This window comes from Streptomyces sp. NPDC048248 (genome assembly GCF_043201875.1).
Classification (GTDB): domain Bacteria; phylum Actinomycetota; class Actinomycetes; order Streptomycetales; family Streptomycetaceae; genus Streptomyces.
In genome coordinates this window covers 471,557-488,320 of record NZ_JBICZL010000007.1, presented here as the reverse complement: position 1 = coordinate 488,320, position 16,764 = coordinate 471,557, and the positions used below count along the sequence as shown (strand labels likewise).

Below are 16,764 nucleotides of genomic sequence, written 5' to 3'. Positions count from 1 at the left end.
ATGCCAGGCGGCCACGGCGGGCGATCTTCGGCTCGCCGGTCAGGAGACACCCGCCTTGAGCAGTGCCTTGCGGCTCACGGCGAGGGCGGCGGCCATGATGGAGAGTTGGGGATTCACCTCCGGGCAGCTGGGCAGGGCGGACCCGTCTGCGATGAGTACACCGGAGATCCCTCGGAGCCAACCGTCCTCGTCCGCGGGGCACACCTGCGCGTCGGTGCCGATCGCTACCGTTCCGGTGGGATGGAAGGCGGAGAGGTGAAGCTGCCGGGCCGAGAGCGTGCGCACCGTCTCGTCGAGTTCGTCGGCTGACCGGGCCCGCGGGGCGGTGGTGACGCCGGTGAGGACCTCCTCCGCGCCCGCGGCGAACAGCAGCCGTCCCATGGCGCGGACCGCCCTCAGCAGGCGGCCCCCGTCACGCGGGTGGAGGGCGTACCGGATCAGTCCGCGGCCGCCCACCCGTCCGGAGGGGCGGTCGGCGACCATCGCGCCGAGGGTCGCCAGAGAGCCCGCGTCCGCCAACTCCGCGCGGAGTTCCCTTCCGAGGCCGGGGAGGATGAACGAGCTCATGCCCGGCGGCCCTCCGGTCGCCTCGATGAGGATCCCGTCGCTGTGCAGTTCCTCCACGCCGACGCTCTGGAGCACCCCACGCCATGACTCAACGGGCTCCGGAAACCGACCGGCGACGCTGGTTGCGGGGTGGATCGCCAGATTCCGTCCCAGCCGCGGATGGCGGGCGAGCCCGGATCGCCACAGCAGGGGCGGGGACTGCAGAGCGCCTGCCGCCACCACCACCAGCGGGGCGAGGATCTCGCATTCGCTGCCGTCCGCCCGCCGGACGACCACACCGCAGGCTCGCGGCCCGCCCGGACGATCCGGCTCCGTCAGGATGCGCAGCGCCCTGGCCTCGGTGACGATCCGGGCGCCGGCCCGGCACGCGTCGGGAAGCACGGAGAGCTGGACGCTCTGCTTGGCGCCGGTCGGGCAGCCGACCACGCATTGACACGAGCCCTTGCAGCCGGTCGCGTTGCGCCGCAGCGGCGCAGCCTGCCAACCGAGGCGCTCGGCGCCGCGCAGGGCGGTACGGCCGTTTCGGCCCAGGAGGTCGACGGGTGGGGTCGTCACCCTCAGGGTGCGTTCCACATCATCGAGGCAGGCGCCGAACGCGGCTGTGTCAGCGATGCCCAGTCCGTAGACGTCGCGCCAGCGGGCCAGTACATGCTCGGGCGTGCGGAAGCACGTCCCGGAGTTGACGACAGTGGTGCCGCCCACTGCGCGCCCCACGGGAATCAGTACCGGCGGATTCCCGACGGCGAAGGTGGCCCCTCCGTCGCGGTACAACTCCCCGAACCTGTCGAGGGGAACCCGCCGTGTGAATTCCGCGGTGGTGTGCTGCCGCCCTTCCTCCAGCACGATCACCCGCAGGCCCGCCTGGGCGAGCGTGCGCGCGGCCATCGCCCCGCCGGCTCCCGACCCGATCACCACGGCGTCTGCGGTGGAGCGGCCCGGCCACGCGCCCGAAGGCACGCAGTCCAGCGGCGGGTCCTCCGGTGCCGTGGCGGCGGAGTCGGCGGCGGGGGCCTGATGGAGCATGCGTGCCGTGCCCGCGGCGAGGAGTACCGGCATCTTCAGCACGTCGAACTGCGCCAGCAGTCCGGGCCGCCGGCTGATCGCGGCGAGCAGGTCCTCCCGCTCGGCGGGCCGCAGTTCGCCGAGCCGGCGGCCGGTCCGCAGGGCGGCGTAGGCATCGACGGCTGATGCGGCGCCGTGGACCGCCGCACGGGCCGCGACCGGCATCCGGCCGAGCAGGGTCGTGAGCCGCGCAGGCACCGAAGCCGCCCAGGGCGAGTGGTCGTCCTCCGCCAGCAACGTGGCGATCAGTCCCTCCAGTGCGCGGCTCATCGCTCCCCCACTTCGGCGTGCGCTGTGCCGCTCAGGCTCCAGGTGGCTTCGGTGCGCCAACGGCCCCACCAGCGCTCCAACTCGACTCGTGTGTCCGACGTCTCGCTGTTGCGGCACACCGCCGTGCTGCCGTCGGGGTCGGTGTACTCAAGGGCCAGGGTCCGGTCCACCGGCTGGGTCACCCGGACCCGGATGCGACGCAGGCCGGACCTCCCGGTGACCGTCCACGACGGCAGTCCGATCCGGGCGCGGAAGCGGCCGGCCCCCAGCCAGCCGACGGCACTGCGCTCCGCGGTCCGCGGCCAGGTGCCCCCATTCCTGCGCAGCCGGAGGAACACGGTCGGCGGCAGCTTGCGCAGTCCCGCCTTCTTCGAAACTGCGGCCACTATTTCCAGAATGTCCCCCGATCCGAGGTCCGCGTGCAGCCAGGCCCATCGCAGGGCGTTGCCCTCGCCGTAGATCCGGGCGTCGGCGCCCGGTGCCGCTTCGAGGGGCAGCCGTCGTCCCTCGTGCGTGACGCTGCCGGTGTAGGTGGCGGACGGTGCGCTGACGAGGTGGGCGGCGGGAAGCAGCCCGCGCCGCCAGGCCCAGCGGGGAAAGGTGTACAGCGCGGGGCTTCGGGAGTGCCTGGTGAGGTCCCAGGCGAATGCCCCTGCCGTGCCCCGCAGCCTGTCCGGGCCGGCTTCGACCCTTTCGGCCTCGAAGGACTGCGGTACGCATCCTGCCGATGGTGCCACCGGATCCGGTCCGAACCGGGCGTGTTGCGGGGGTGCGTCCGGCGGGAAGAGCCCGACCCATCCGTGCGCGTAGGCGGACGATCCGTCGGAGGGTGCGGTCAGTTCATGGTGCAGCCACAGGCCGGTACCGGTCACCGGGTCCGTCACGGTCGTGTACCAGACCTCGGTCCGGCCGGGCTCGCCCTCCCAGCGGCGGGCGTGCAGGGATGCCGGTTCATCGCCCAGGCGGGGCCATCGGAAGCTCGTCACGAACGGCACCAGGGAGCGCGTCACTTCGAACCGCAGTAGACCGTGTCCGGCCTGCTGCCCGCCGTCCAGCAGGACGAACGGAAGGACCGTCAAGGAGGCCAGCGGTCGTCGGGGGGAGACGGATTTCCAGCCGTCGAGCGTGTAGTGGCGTCCCCTCACGGTGAACCGCATGCGGTAGCGAATGCGGCGCCGGGCGAGGGGCGAGATCTCCATCTCCCCGCACACCGGCACGTCCACGGCGAGGCCCTCGATCCGCACCCGACCTTTGATCCGGCCGTCCGTCGTGCGATGCGGCAGCAACATCCGGTCGGTGCGCACCGTGAGGTCGAACCGCATCCGTCGCCCGGCGGATTCTCCTGCAAGCCGCACCGAGCCCCTCATGGTTTCCCTGAATTCCGTCGACCGGCCACCCATCGCTTCTGCCTCCGATTGATCCGTGTACCGGGGGTCCGACGCACGCACCGCCGCTCGCCGAAGACCTCACCCAGTGGGTTAGTGGCTCAGCCACTCAACCACTATCGGATGCCCCTGACAAGACGCTCCCGCCCCTCCCCACCCTTGCGTTCGGGCGGACCAACCGCTCGAAGTGGAGCCGCCGTTGCGTGCGTCGCACGCATCCCCGCCCGCCCGTCGCGACCCCACGGGCCAACAGCCGGACGCCTCCGGCGGGCAATTACCGCTTCGCCCTCGTGGCGCCCGGCCGACCCCTTCGGCCACCCCCATTAGCACAACCACATTTGCGCAACCTGTGTTGTCGAATACACAATGGCGCTGTGCCCGAACCTTCCTCGCATGCCGTTTCCACCGACGATCTGGACACCGGCAGCCTCGCGCTCTTCGTCGGCTTCGCCTCCTCCCAGCTGGTGCAGGAGCAGCTCGCCGAACAGGGCTTCGGCGATCTCCGCTTCTCGCACGGCTACGTCTTCCAGCACCTCGTCGACGACGCCCGGCCCACCGTCGGGGAACTGGCCGCCAAGCTGGATATGACCCAGCAGGGCGCCTCCAAGGCCGTCGTCGAACTGGAACGCCTCGGGTACGTCGAGCGTGTCGCCGATCCGCAGGATGCCCGCGCCCGCCGTGTGGCGCTGACCGCCCACGGGCGCGCAGCGGTCGCCGCGGCGCGACGCGCCCGGAGCGCCGTCGACGAACGCCTGGCCGCCCGGTTCGGCGCGGATCGGCTGGCCGAACACCGTGCTCTGCTGGCCCAGTTGCTGGACGAACTCGGCGGCACGACCGATGTCCGGCGTCGCAGCGTCCACCCGCCCGCCTAGGGTCACCCTTCGCGTGGGTCGGGCCTCGTGAACCCGGCCCGAGGCCCGGTCAACTGGCCGTACCGGTGACCCGCGGTGCGGGGCTCACGGGCCGGGGCACGGAACAGCCGGCAAGGACGTGCGACCGGTCCGGAGGTCCCGGCCGGGCGCCTGCTCCTGCGGACCATTTGTCAGTGATCGAGCTTGCCGAGGAGCTCGACGGGATTCTTGTGGTCCCGGACGATGCTCTGGTTGAGCTGCGACTGGATGCGGGTCAGGTCGGCTTTGTCGCTCGCGCTCGGGTCGGCGACGACGACCGCATAGTGCCAGGTGTCGTCGGTCTCGCCGGTTTCCGGGTCGTCCCAGACCATGAGCCGGTGTCCTTGTGCGGTCGAGGCATCCGTCCCGGAGTCCTGCGTGATCATCACCTCGTCCGGGAGATTCCTGGGCGTCTCGTCCTGCGTACCGAATCCGAACCGGGTGGTCTTCTCGGTGATCACCGCAGTCGACGCGGGGTTGAACTGCGGCGGCAGGGTGATTTCGGTCGGGGCGCTGGAGTGCCGGCTGCGCCAGGTGACGAGAGCGAACCTCTTGCCCTTGAAGTAGTGCGCGTCGGTGCCCTGCGGAGCGATCCCGTACCAGTCGAGCGGGGCCTGCCAGCCGTCCTTCGCCATGTCGTTGTAGGTGAAGTTCATCAGGTCGCCCTGCACCGCACGGGGGTAGACCCGCTCGGCGTTGGCCGGGTCGATGGTGAAAGAAACCGGTCCGCTGCCCCTGTTCACGACGGAGAAGTTCTCGTCGTTCCAGCCGTCGCCCTTGGTGATGACCTTGTCCGGATTGCCGTTCATGATCTCGCGATGCTTGTCGTGGTAGATGTCCCAGTGCCACTGGGTACCGGAGATCAGCGGGGTGTACGGGTCGATGCGGTTGGGGCCGTTGGCGGCCTTCCACTGATCGCTCTGTTCCATGCCCTGGTAAGTGGCCTTGATGATCCGGTTGGTGTCCTTGGCGCCGATGCCGTTGAGCCACATCCCGTACTCGGAGAGGAACATCGGAATGCCCAGATACCGGGCCTCGTTTCGGACGTCCTGAAGCTGGGGCAGGTAAGTGTTGTTGTCGACCCCGTCGGGATTCGGCCCCATCCGGCCGGAGTCGTAGAAGTGGCTGTTGAAGACGAAGCCGGGGCCGGGCTTCTGCTTGAGATAGTGGCCGCCGGTCGCCGGGGCGAAGACTCCGGCCTGGGAGTTCCAGAAGACCAGAGGTTCGGCGAAGACCTGCTGGGTGCTGAATCCGGTGTCGTCCATGACCTTGCGGACCCGCTTGTAGAACGGCCACAGGAAGTCGTTGTCGAACTTCGACCAGTCGCTGCCGACGACACCGCCGTCGGCCGGCTCGTTGAAGGGGTCCACACCGAGGAAGTGATCACGATCCTCGGCGTGCAGTTGGGGGCCGAGGTACTCCAGCGCCTGGGAGACCTGCCACACGAAGGCGTCCTGGACCCGCGTCTGCTCCGCCGGGGTGCCCGCGGGGAGCGGCCCGGCCGGGCCGCCGAGGTCCTTGATAGGAGAATTCTTCCAGAAGCTGCGGTAGGCGCTCCGGATCAGGTCGTTGGTCTGCAGGTTCATCCCCCAGTGCGGACACACGACCCCGCAGTACTCCTTCCCTCCGGGCACCGCCCACCGCGGTGCGCCGTTCCCCGTGAACCAGGAGTCTTTGTGCCACAGGTGCCGGGAGTACAGATCCTGGTGCCAGTCCAGCAGGACGTACAGTCCGCGACCGGTGGCCTCCTTGATCTGTGCGGCGACCTCGTCCAGGTAGTCGTGGTCGATGACGCCCGGATTCGGGTTGACGCCCTCCCAGGAGATCAGGAAGCGCACGACGTTGGTTCCCGTGAGGTTGCGCATCTGCTGGAAGGCGGCCGCGGCCTCCTCGGTGGTCTTGAAAGGCTTGAAGCCTGCCTCGGCGGTCTTCGTCTCACCGGAGGCGTTCCAGCCGCGCAGGGACACTTCCCGGCCGGTACCGTCCCGGAAGACCTTGTCCGTCACGGAGACCTTGCCGGCGGGGCCGAGATCCCTGACGACGGTCTTGTCGCCGATGCTGATCCGGGAGAATCCCGGCTGCCACTCGTAGTCCAGGCTGTGGTGTACCTCGCCCGCACGGGCCGGCGACGTGCTCATCGTGGCGACCACGCCCAGCAGAGCGGTGAGGAGGACGGGAGTGCGCCGTATGCGGGAGGCAGCGCGGGCCTTGTGATGCATGCTGTTGCCTTGTCTTGTGAGGGCGGATCGAGAACGCGGGACGAGGGAGCGGAGAACGACTTCAGCCGGCAGTCAGGTACATGGCGTCATGGCCTTGGCCAGGAGTGTTGCGGCACTTCCACATGCCGCCTCCGGCGTTCCAGATGCGGCCCAGGCAGCGGCCAAGCGCGATCTGTCCGTAGGCGTTGGGATGCAGGGATTCCTTGAGCTCCCCCTGCAGCGCTCCAGGCGGCGGAGGGCGGGTGTGCCGCGTCGGCCATCGCCGCCCGAATTTCCTTGACCGACCTGTCGACCGCCGCCATGGCGGTGGCGAACCGCGCCTGCACCTGGGCCTGCTGGGCGGTGCGACAACTGCCGGACCCGGTCAGGTAGCCGGTCATGCACGCCTGGAGAATGTCGCCGAATCCGACGTCGTTGCCACCGACCGACAGCACCACCATCTGCACGCGGTGCGAACGCGCGACCTCGGCCAGGGCATCCGCCTGGGGCCGCTCGCCCTCAAGAGACTGCCCGCCGTGCGAGAGCCGCCAAATGTTCGAGGACTCGGCACCGGAGCAGGCGAGGTTGATGACCTGGTCCACCGGGATACCGGTGCTCTTGATCTCGGCGACGTCCGACCGGAAGCAGCCCCCGTCGGTGGTCCCGTAGACCTTGCCCGGGCGTATCCGTTGGGCACCGCGGCGCGGTCGGTACCGCTGCGGTCGCCGAACGGGTCGTCGCTGTTGCCGCGACACCGGCCGGCGTTGCCCGCGATGTAACTGTCGCCCAGTGAGACGACGGTGGTCGGCCCGGTCGGCGCCGCCTCGGCCCGAGCTGGTGTCACACAGGTCGCGGCCGCGATGCACAGCAGGTCAAGGACGTGGGGCATGGCGAGGGGTCGGGGCCTGGCTCGACGCATAGGATTCGGTGCCTTCGGATCGAGAGGTGTGGGGGCGCACGTCGCCCGGGGACACCGAGGCCGGACGCACCCGCTCCGGGCCCGGCGGTTCGGACCGGGCCTCTGCGTCCGCCGGGACGCCGCCGTGGTGCTGCCGACAGGTCCCCGGCCGGTGCGGTGGCCCCAGGGTCGGCCCGGAAAGCGGTCCCCGATGGAGCAACGGCTACTCAAAGGCGTGCGTCCGGCGTGCATTTCGTCGCCGGAACCCCGCCCGGGGCGGCGCGGCGCGGCGTTCTGCCGGCTCCGGGGCACGAGGTACTGGCCGAGGGGGCTGCCGGGCGCCACAATGCCGCGTGTACGGGCAGTTCCGCCGCCCATACACGGAGTATTCGTGCGGAGTTGAGTAATCGCTCCCCTGGTCGGTGCCGGGACGGATGCCGAGACTGGCCGGGACCACTGATCACTTGGCGCCGCCCCGCTACTGCCCACACGGCCGCCCCGGACCCGAGGAGGAGGTGGGGACATGTCCGCACCAGCACGCCACCGAATCCGGCACACCCCACCGCCGCCGGGACGGGCGGTCGGCGGGCCGCCGCGGGGTCGGCCCCACCGTCTCCGCATCCGTCCGTCGCCGCGCTGAGCTTCCGGTTCCTCGCCCGGTCACGCACACCCCTGCGCCCGACCGCCTCGGCACGTACGCCCCGGCAGCCACTGCGCACCCCTTCTCCGTACCCGGCCCCGAAGCGTCCCGTCACCCCGGTGGCCTGCTCCCCTCTTCCGCACGCGTCGTGCTGCCCGGCCATCGACGGGCCGGTCCTGATTCTCAGCACAGGAACTCATGAATACTCTTCCGCTGCCCCCTCACTCCCCGGTCGCCCGCCCGCAGCCGGTGCTCGCCACCGGCTCGCCCTTCGTCGGCAGGGTCGGCGAACTGGAGCAGATCCGTCGCGTGTTGTCATCCCGGCAGGGTCCGCGCGGCGTTCTGGTCGCCGGCCCGGCCGGCATCGGCAAGTCCCGGCTGCTGCACGAGGCCCGGGCCTTGGCCCCGCGCCGGCAGCTCGTCAGCCTGCACCCGCGCGCCGACGCCACGGTCTCCGGCCACGACACGGGCCGGTGCCCCTCCCCAGCTGCCCGAGCCCTCGCCGATCTGGTCCGGGGCACGGGGCGGGACCCGGCGTGCGCCTGGCTGCTGAGCATCGACGACGCGGACCTGCTGGGGCCCGCGCTGTGGCCCCTGGTGTACGAGGCGGCGCGTCATCCGGCGGGCAAGGTGCTGCTCTCGGTGACGGGCGACGGGCAGCCCCTCCCACCGGAGATCCAGGCACTGTGGAGCGACCACGCGCTGGTGCGCATGGACCTGCAACCGCTGGACGCAACGAATGTCAAGGAACTGACGGATTCACTGCTCGAAGACGGGCTGGGGCAGACCAGCGCGGCCCGACTGGCCCAGGTGTGTGCCGGCAACCCACGGCTCCTGCGGGAGGTTACCCGCACGGCCGTCGAGCAGCGCTTGCTGGTGCGATCGGAGGGCTGCTGGCATTTCATCCATGAACGACTGCCCGTACCGCCGTCCCTACTGGAGCTCGTGCACCCTCAGTTGCAGCAGCTCGGTCCCGTGGGCCGGGAGGTCCTGGAGCTGGTGGCCCTGGCCGGGGAACCGCGCCTGGCGGCGGTCGAGCGCTTCTGCGATGCCGAACAGCTGGAGGAACTGGAGCAGCGCGATCTGCTGCGCACCGTCGATGGCTCCCCTGCCGGCGGCGGTGAACCGCGCGTACGCATCACCCACCCGCTGGTCCGCTACGCGCTGTCCTGCGGCCTTCCGCCGCTGCGCCGACGGCGCCGGCTGCGGGACTGGCTCGCGGCGCACGGCGGACCGGCGGAGATGATGCGGCACGACGACTGCCTACGCCTGGCCGAATGGCATCTGGACGCCCTCGAACGGCCGCCCAGGGCGCTGCTGGACCGGGCGGTCGAGCAGAGTCTGCGCGAGCAGGTGCTGCCGAGCGCGATCCGGCTCACCAAAGCGGGATGGCAGCACTACCCTGGTGAGGACACCGCCGAACTCCACGCCCGGGCGCTGACCGCCGGCGCCGAGTTCGCGCAGCTGACGGCGTTCGTCGCGACCGTCCACAGCAGTGCCCCCCAATACGCCCGTGCCCTGGAGCGGGCCGAGGCACGCGCACTGCTGCTCCAGGCCCGGTACGCGGAGCTGGACGCCGTGCTACCGCTCCTGCCGGAGGGCGAACAGGACTACTACCGCATGGCCGCCCGGTACTTCCAGGGCCGCTTCAGCGAGGCCCACGCGCGGGCGGAGGCACTGCGCCGCAACGGGCCCGACGCCCACGCCCTGGAAGCCGGACTCATCATGATGGGGTCGCTGTGTCACATGGGGCTGCCGGACCAGGCGCTGTGCCTGTACCGCACGCTCCGCTCGGAGCTGGACCGCACACCCGGCGGCCCCGCCAAATTCCACGCCGACTCCCTGGAGGAGCTGCACGCCTCCGCTCTTCACTACTGCGGCAGGTTCGACGAGGCGGAACAAATCTACTGGCGCGAGTACGCGCAGGCCGTGGAGAACCACCACGTGCGCATCGACGCACAGCGTGGCCTGGCGCTGGGACACCTGCTGCACGATCGCGGCAACATCGAGGGAGCCCTGAAGTGCTTCACGTTCACCTCCAGTTACCGGGTGGGATGGCGGCAGTGGCACGTCAAGGCGGGGATCCACGCCGCCCTCGCGATCAGCTCACTGCCGCTGGACCGGCGGGTGGCGGACCGGCTGCCCGACAACCTGACCGCGGACGAGGCCGGTCACTGCGCGATGTTCCTGGCGGTCGTGCGGGCCCGGCGGCACCACGAGCGAGGGGAGACGGCTCTCGCCGAGCGGGTCCTGCACGACGCGGTGGCGCGGGCGCTGGAGGACACGGCACATGCCGACGCGGCCATCGGACTGCACGAGTGCGCGCGGCTGTCCCTGCCGACCCCGGTGCCCCCGGCCACCGAACTGCACTTGGAGGGAGCCTTTCTGCAGACGCGGGCGGCATACGCGGAGGCGTACGCCGCCCGTGAGCCCAAGTCGATGGGACGGGTGGCGCGGGCCTTCGCGGAGATGGGCGCCGGCCTGTTCGCGGCCGAGGCGTACGCCGAACTGGCCCGCTTCCACCAGCGTTGCGGAGGCGCCAAGGCGGCCACCGCAGCCACCGCGCGGGCCCGGGAGCTGCTGCGCGACTGCGGTCCGGTGGACACTCCGCCGCTACGCTTCCTCGGCCGTTCGGCGCTCCTGTCGGACCGCGAGCGATTGATCGCCGGACTGGCGGCCCGCGGGTTGCCGGACAAGGAGATCGCCGGGCAGCTGTGCCTGTCCGTGCGTACGGTCAGCAACACCCTTTACCGGGTCTACCAGAAGGTCGGGGCGGTGAACCGCCGGGACCTTCGCGTGCTGATGACGCAGCGGGACGGGGGGTGATCCGTGCCCGCTGAGCCGTCGCCCGGGCCCCGTGGCCCGCGGGCGGTCCGGCGCACGGCGGGTGGCCCGGCCGCGGCGCATGGCATTGACGGCCGACAGGTGCGCGGGGTACCCATGCTCGTGGCAGGTCTTCGGGCCCGGCCGTTGCCCCCACGATGATCGGCAGCCTGCGGTGCCACCGGCCGACCGCCGCGGCGTCCTGGCACCGCCGATGGCAGGAAGCACCAATGAAGACGACGACTCCCGACCGCTCCCGGCGCGAGCAGTGCTGGCCGCTGCTCGGCCGCGATCCGGAGCTGGCCGAGGCGGGCCGCGTCATCGAGGACCCCCACCACGGTGGGGTGTTGGTGACCGGGCCCTCAGGCACCGGCCGCAGCAGACTGGCTCAGGAGTGCTGGGAGCGGGCCGGGCACCGAGGACACCCCCGGCTCCGCGTCACGGCGACCGCAGCCGCGCGCTCGGTGCCCCTCGGTGCTCTGGCCCCGCTGCTCCGGCGCGGCTCCGACGGTGCGCCCGCCCTCGACACCGACGCATTGCCGGGACGGGGACGGCCCGTGCTGCTTCTGGACGACGCACACCATCTCGACGACACGTCGGCCCGGCTGCTCGCTTCCTGGCTGCGTGGTGGGCGGATCGCACTGGTCGCCACGACCGACGCACGGGGTGCCGCCGCTCCGTGGCCGGAGCACGCCCTGCACGCCGTCCGCCTGGCGGCTCTACCACAGGCCGTGGTGGGAGAACTCCTGGAACGGGTGCTGGACGGCTCGGTCGAGCGCAGGGCGGTGCGCCTGTTCCACGAGGCCAGCGGGGGGCGACCGCGCGACCTGCGGGAACTGGTGGACGACGCGGTGCGGCGGCGGGCGCTGGTGCCGGAAGGCCCGCTGTGGCGGCTGGTGGGCCCGCTCACCGCCACCCCGAGGCTCCACGCCCTGGTCGAGAGCCGCCTGCGTCGCCTCGACCCGCCGCACAGCGCGTTCCTCCAGAGATTGGCGGTGTGCGGACGCCTCGCGCTGGACTCCGCGGAACGGGCCTCTGCGGAGGTCCTGGCGGACGAGGGCTGGCTCCGCGTCGTGGCGGAGGGGTCGCAGCAGTGCGCCGAGCCGACCGGCCCGCTGTACCCGGAGGTGCTGCGCGCGGGGCTTCCCGCGCAGCGAATCCGTCGCATCCTGCGGGACCAGGCCGCACGCCCGCGGGCGCTGGACCCCGGCCCCGCCGGGCTGCTGCGCTCGGTGTGCTGGCGCCTCGAAGCTGCCGACGCCGTGGACCCGGGCGAGCTGGAGCGGGCGGTCGTACTGGCCCGCCGGGCCCAGGACCATGCGGTCACGCTGCGGCTGGCCCGGGAGCTGGCCCACATGCGCCCGGAACCCCGCACACTGCTGCTGCTGGCCGAGGAATTGTACGAGGGCGGCCATCCGCGAGAGGCCGAGCGCACGGTGCGACGGGCGCTCGAAGAGGCCACTCAGGACGACGACCGGTTGCTCGCCGTGGTGGTGCACGTCCAGAGTCTGGCGTTCGGCCTGCTGCGGGTGGACGAGGCGCTCACGGTCAACTCCGCGGCCCGGCGGGCGTTCGCCGGGCACCCGGACGTGGCTGTTCTGGAAGCGAACGAGGCCGCGCTGTGGAGCCTGCTGGGAGACGTACGGCGCGCCGAGCGGTCCCTGCGGAACGTCCCTGCGGAGCCCGGAACCCCCGCTTCCGCACTCGCGGCGGTGCCGCGCGTGTACAACCTGACGGAGTCGGGCCGCACGGGCGACGCGGTGCGGGCCGCCCGGCAGACGCGTGCCCACGGCCGGGCGGAGGGAGGTGCCGACGGCGTGGCGCACCCGGCGCTGTTGATCGGCGCCGAGGCCCGTGCGCTGGCAGAGTCCGGGGCGCTGTCAGCGGCTGAGGAACTGGCTCGGCAGGCTTACGACCAGGCGGTCGATGCCGGCGCGGGGCTCGCCCAGACCTGGTTGTCGGAACACCTGGGCTGGATCTGCTACCTCGGAGGCAGGCTGGGTGAGTCCCGGGTCTGGTACAGCAGCGTGCTCGCGCACGCTCGCGAGGTGGGGCTGCGCTCCGGTGAGTGGGTGGGTCTGTGCGGACAAGCGCTGACCGCGGCGGTGTGCGGCGACGTCGACCGCGCGGAACTGTGGTGGGAGCAGGCTCGGTCGCTGCGCCCGGGCCGCTGGTGGCGTCCGGAGGCGGCGATGGTCAGCGCCTGGCTCGCGGCAGCGACCGGCCGGCCGGCCCGTGCCCGGGCCGAGCTCGTCGAGGCCGCCGGGGACGCCTCTCGGCGGGGGCTGCGTACCGCGGAGTCCCACCTGTGGTGTGACGCGGCCCGGCTGGGCGGCGCGCGGGAGGCGATGGCCCCGCTGGCGGAGTTGGCGGCCGGCTCGGACAGTGCGCTGGCCGCCGCACGCGCGGATCTGGCGCGGGCGCTGGCCACCGGGCGGGCCGGCCAACTGGAGTGGTGTGCCGGCCGGCTGTCCTCGCTGGGTGCCGGGCTGCTCGCCGCGGAAGCCTGGAACACCGCCGCCACCGTGCACACCAGGGCCGGCGCCGCTGCCTCCGCACGCGCCGCCCGGGAGCGCGCGCTGGCGCTCACGGGCCCCGGTGGCGCCCGAACTCCCGGACTGGTACCGCCGGCGGTGCGCTGCCGGCTGACCGGACGTGAGCTGGACGTGGCACTGGCTGCGGCGAGCGGCCTGAGCAGTGAGGAGATCGCCCGGCGGCTGTCCCTGGCGGTCCGCACCGTCGTCAATCACGTCCAGCGGATCTGCGCCAAGCTGGAGATCAACGACCGGACGATGCTGCGGACCGCGATCCACCGCACGCCCGGGGAGCTTGCCGCGGGCTGACGCGGCGTCGTCAGGTGCGCGGCCGCGGGGGCCGGAGCAGGCACCCGTCGCCGTGACGGTGACGGGCCCCACCCGCGCCCCCGCAGCCGGCGCGGTTCCACGGCGCCCTGCGGTCATTCCCACCATCGCAGCACGCGGTCGAGTTCACCTCGCGAGCTCACTCCGAGCTTCGCGTAGGCCCGTTGCAGATGGTTGTCGACGGTGCGCACCGACAGCACGAGCCGAGCGGCGATCTCCTGGCTGGTCAGCCCGCCCGCCGCCAGGTGCGCGACGTCCCGCTCGCGGTCGGTGAGCGGGACAGCCTCGATCCGGTGCTGCGGTGGCGCGCTCACACGGTCCGTACCGCAGCGCTCCAGTAGCCTCCGGGACAACACCGCGGCGGCCGCGGAGGTACGCGACTCCCCCGCCTGGGCCGCGAGCGCCGCCGCCCCGGCGGCGGCCTCGGCTCCCGTCATGTCGGAACCCAGCCGGGCGCATCGTTCCGCGGCCGCGTGCAGCAGCCGGTGGTCCTCGTCGGCGAGCCCCGCGGCCAGCTCCGCCCTGGACCCGGCGAGCGGGCTGTCGCCGGCCGCGGCCAGTTCCGCGAGCCGGGTGCGCACCTCGCGGGCGGCGCCGAGCCGCGCGGCGTCCGCCAGAAGCCACCCCTCGTACGAGGCCATGCCCGTCGCTCGGGCGCCGGCTGCGGCCTCCATCAGCAGTCGCTGTGCCGCCGGGCGGGCTCCTCGGGCCGCTTTCTGCCAGGCCGTCGCGAGCTGCCGGATGAGCCAGGACGCCTGCTGGCGTTCGCCCTCCGGACCGCTGGTGGCGGCAAGTTCGCGCTCGGCCAGGTCGGCACGCCCGGCCTGGGCGTGCACCGCGGCCAGCCCCGCACCCGCGAACACCACCGCCCGCCGGAAGCCGTGCCCGCGTGCCAGGCCCAACGACTCGGTGAACCAGTCGTGTGCGGCGCCGAGATGACCGGCGATCAGTTCGCAGCGCCCCAGGTGCGCGGCGATCCAGATCTGCGGTGCCAGAGCACGGGCCCCGACCGCCTGGGCGAAGGCCGCCCGGCCCACGGCACGCGCTTCCCCGCCTCGCCCGGCATCCGTCAGCGCCGCGACGCGATAGATGGCCGGCCCACTGGCGTGCGACGAGGGGCTGCCCGGCCGCTGTTCGCGCTCGGCCGCGACGAGTTCCTCGTGCACGTCGCGGGCCAGGTCCACGGCCTCACCGGTGCGGCCGGCGTAGCCGAGGGCGAGGGACCGTTGCAACTGAGCCCATAGCCGCAGCCGCGGGACGGTGATGTCCTCGGCGTCGGCCAACAGCCGCAGTGCGTCGGGAACCGCGCCCGCGTTGAGCCGATAGGCGGCCTCGTTGACGCGCAGCACCCGTCGTCCGCCGGCGTCCAGCCGGGTGGCGGCACGGGCGTTGACCTCCAGGGTGCGAGCGGTGTCGCCCAGTCCCCAGTAGAGGTTCTGGGTGCGTTCCATGGCGACGGTGAGTACGTCCTCGTGGCACTCCGCGAGGCGTTCCGCGGCACTCAGGGACTCCTCGGCAGCCACCCATCGGCCGGTGTGGTGGTATGCCTCCCCGCGCAGCAGCCAGACCTCCAGGACCGCGTCGCTCCGCGGGACACCTGCGAGGAGTTCGACGACCTTGGGGTAGTCGCGTACGTGGCGCGCCATGCGGGCCGCGGGGAGCAATGTCTCCAGGCCGACGGGAAGTCCGGCGGCCAGCCGCCAGGAGGCGAGGCGCAGGGCGTCCTCACGACGGCGGGCGCCCATTTCGACAAGGTAAGCGGCCTGGTCGCAGTAGATCGCCCGGCGGCGCGCGGCAGAGATGCCGCGGCGCAGCACCTGGCCGTAGAGCGGGTGATCCAGCACGCAGACGACGCGCCTGCCGTCCATCCGGACGCGGATCAGCCCGTCCTCCTCCAACACCTCGACGTCCTCCGCCCGGTGGCCTCCGTGCACCAGGGCGTCGGGTGAGAGAGGTTCGCACAGGGCGAGGAGCTCCAGCACCCGGCGCCGACGTCCGTCGAGGCCGGCCAGTCGGCTGTGGACGATTTCGGTAAGCCGGCGCGTACCGGTCAGCGGGCCGATGAGGTGCCACAGCCCGTTCTCGCGCACCAGCCCGGCCGAGTCGAGGGCGCCGGCGACCAGTTCGCGCAGGACCAGCGCGTTGCCGCGTGAGGCGTGGCTAAGGGTGCGGAGCGTGGCGTGCTCCACCGGCCCGCCGAGCACTCCGCGGACGAGTTCGGCCGTTTCCGTCGCGTCGAACGCGGCCAGGTCCAGGCGGTGACTTCCCTCTTCGTGCTCGAAGGACTCCACCACGTCCGACGGTGGCACCGGAGTGCGCACCGTGCCCACCAGGAGGACGGCTCCGGTCCGCACCAGGTGCCCCAGCAGCACGGCGGAGGCGTTGTCCAGCAGGGGGAGGTCGTCGACCAGGACCACGGTGCGCCGGGAGCCTTCGTCCGCGGGGTGCGAGGCGAAGGCTTCCGCCGCGGCGTGGAAGGTCCGCACCGGGTCGTGGACAGGCGCGTCAGGCGGCAGCAGATGCCCGAGCGCCCCGAGCGGCAGCGCGGCGTCCGCGGTGGTGGCCACCACTCGCTCGGTGCGATGACCGGACCGTTCCGCGTCGCGCAAAAACTCCTCCGCGAGCCGGCTCTTGCCCACACCGGCCGGGCCGTACAGCAACAGGACACAGGCCTCGGCGCTGTCGAGGTGGGTCCGGAAGGCGGCCAGCTCTTCGGCGCGGCACGCGAACGGCCAGCGGTGGCGCCGAGCGACCGCGGCGGGCGCCCCGTCACGGGCACCGGCCGCCGGGCCCTCACGTGCGCTGTCGTTCGATCCCGAGGATGACCGGGGGGACGCCACCTCATGCTCCCTGCTCGTCGTGCCCTGCGCTGGTGACCGGCCGGCCACCCCGCGGGGGCGGACCTTGGCCGGCCCACCCCTATCTTGTCCGCTGCCGGCCATCAGCACATGAGTAAGGGTTGCTCCCGTGGTGCCGGATCCGCGACGCGGGCAGCGCGATGCGCCTCCCTCCCCGGCTTCGCCATCCCCGCCCGCGACCACCGCGCGGGAACTGCGGCGTCCGTTCTCTCGCCATGCATCGGTCGCTCTCTCCGACCGCCGGCAGGGGAGTTGATCAGTGACGGCTGATGACAACGGGCCGGTGTCCGCACGGATGGGCCCCGGCACGGC

8 protein-coding genes are annotated in these 16,764 nt (G+C 72.3%); 3 read left to right on the top strand and 5 right to left on the bottom strand.

What is annotated here, in order from left to right; genetic code table 11:
* Positions 1-39: 39 nt before the first annotated feature.
* A complete protein-coding gene (locus ACGFZW_RS18030) occupies positions 40-1,899 on the bottom strand; it encodes a GMC family oxidoreductase N-terminal domain-containing protein (RefSeq protein ID WP_393894089.1) in 1,860 nt (619 codons plus the stop codon).
* The gene (locus ACGFZW_RS18025; protein ID WP_393894088.1) at positions 1,896-3,221 is read right to left on the bottom strand and encodes a hypothetical protein; all 1,326 of its coding nucleotides are present in this window, start codon (positions 3,219-3,221) and stop codon (positions 1,896-1,898) included. Before ACGFZW_RS18025 ends, ACGFZW_RS18030 begins: the two co-directional genes overlap by 4 nt.
* A 437-nt stretch (positions 3,222-3,658) precedes the next feature.
* Between ACGFZW_RS18025 and ACGFZW_RS18020 the strand changes: the two genes are divergently transcribed.
* Positions 3,659-4,156, top strand: a complete 498-nt coding sequence (locus ACGFZW_RS18020) for a MarR family winged helix-turn-helix transcriptional regulator (protein ID WP_393894087.1) — start codon at positions 3,659-3,661, stop codon at positions 4,154-4,156.
* 170 nt (positions 4,157-4,326) lie between these two features.
* Here ACGFZW_RS18020 and ACGFZW_RS18015 read toward each other — a convergent pair whose 3' ends face one another.
* Together ACGFZW_RS18015 and ACGFZW_RS18010 are read right to left on the bottom strand one after the other, a co-directional pair.
* On the bottom strand, positions 4,327-6,393 hold the full coding sequence (locus ACGFZW_RS18015) for a cellulase family glycosylhydrolase (protein ID WP_393894086.1): 2,067 nt from the start codon (positions 6,391-6,393) through the stop codon (positions 4,327-4,329).
* Between the two features lie 86 nt (positions 6,394-6,479).
* A complete protein-coding gene (locus ACGFZW_RS18010) occupies positions 6,480-6,974 on the bottom strand; it encodes a hypothetical protein (RefSeq protein ID WP_393894085.1) in 495 nt (164 codons plus the stop codon).
* 1,134 nt (positions 6,975-8,108) lie between these two features.
* Between ACGFZW_RS18010 and ACGFZW_RS18005 the strand changes: the two genes are divergently transcribed.
* Together ACGFZW_RS18005 and ACGFZW_RS18000 are read left to right on the top strand one after the other, a co-directional pair.
* On the top strand, positions 8,109-10,736 hold the full coding sequence (locus tag ACGFZW_RS18005; protein ID WP_393894084.1) for a LuxR C-terminal-related transcriptional regulator: 2,628 nt from the start codon (positions 8,109-8,111) through the stop codon (positions 10,734-10,736).
* A 227-nt stretch (positions 10,737-10,963) separates the two neighbouring features.
* Positions 10,964-13,576 (top strand): LuxR C-terminal-related transcriptional regulator, encoded by a 2,613-nt coding sequence (locus ACGFZW_RS18000; protein WP_393894083.1) that lies wholly within the window; start codon positions 10,964-10,966, stop codon positions 13,574-13,576.
* A gap of 113 nt (positions 13,577-13,689) precedes the next feature.
* On the opposite strand, the gene ACGFZW_RS17995 is transcribed toward ACGFZW_RS18000, so the two are convergent.
* Positions 13,690-16,434: a LuxR C-terminal-related transcriptional regulator gene (locus ACGFZW_RS17995; protein WP_393894082.1), complete on the bottom strand. Its 2,745-nt coding sequence runs from the start codon at positions 16,432-16,434 to the stop codon at positions 13,690-13,692.
* Positions 16,435-16,764 lie beyond the last annotated feature (330 nt).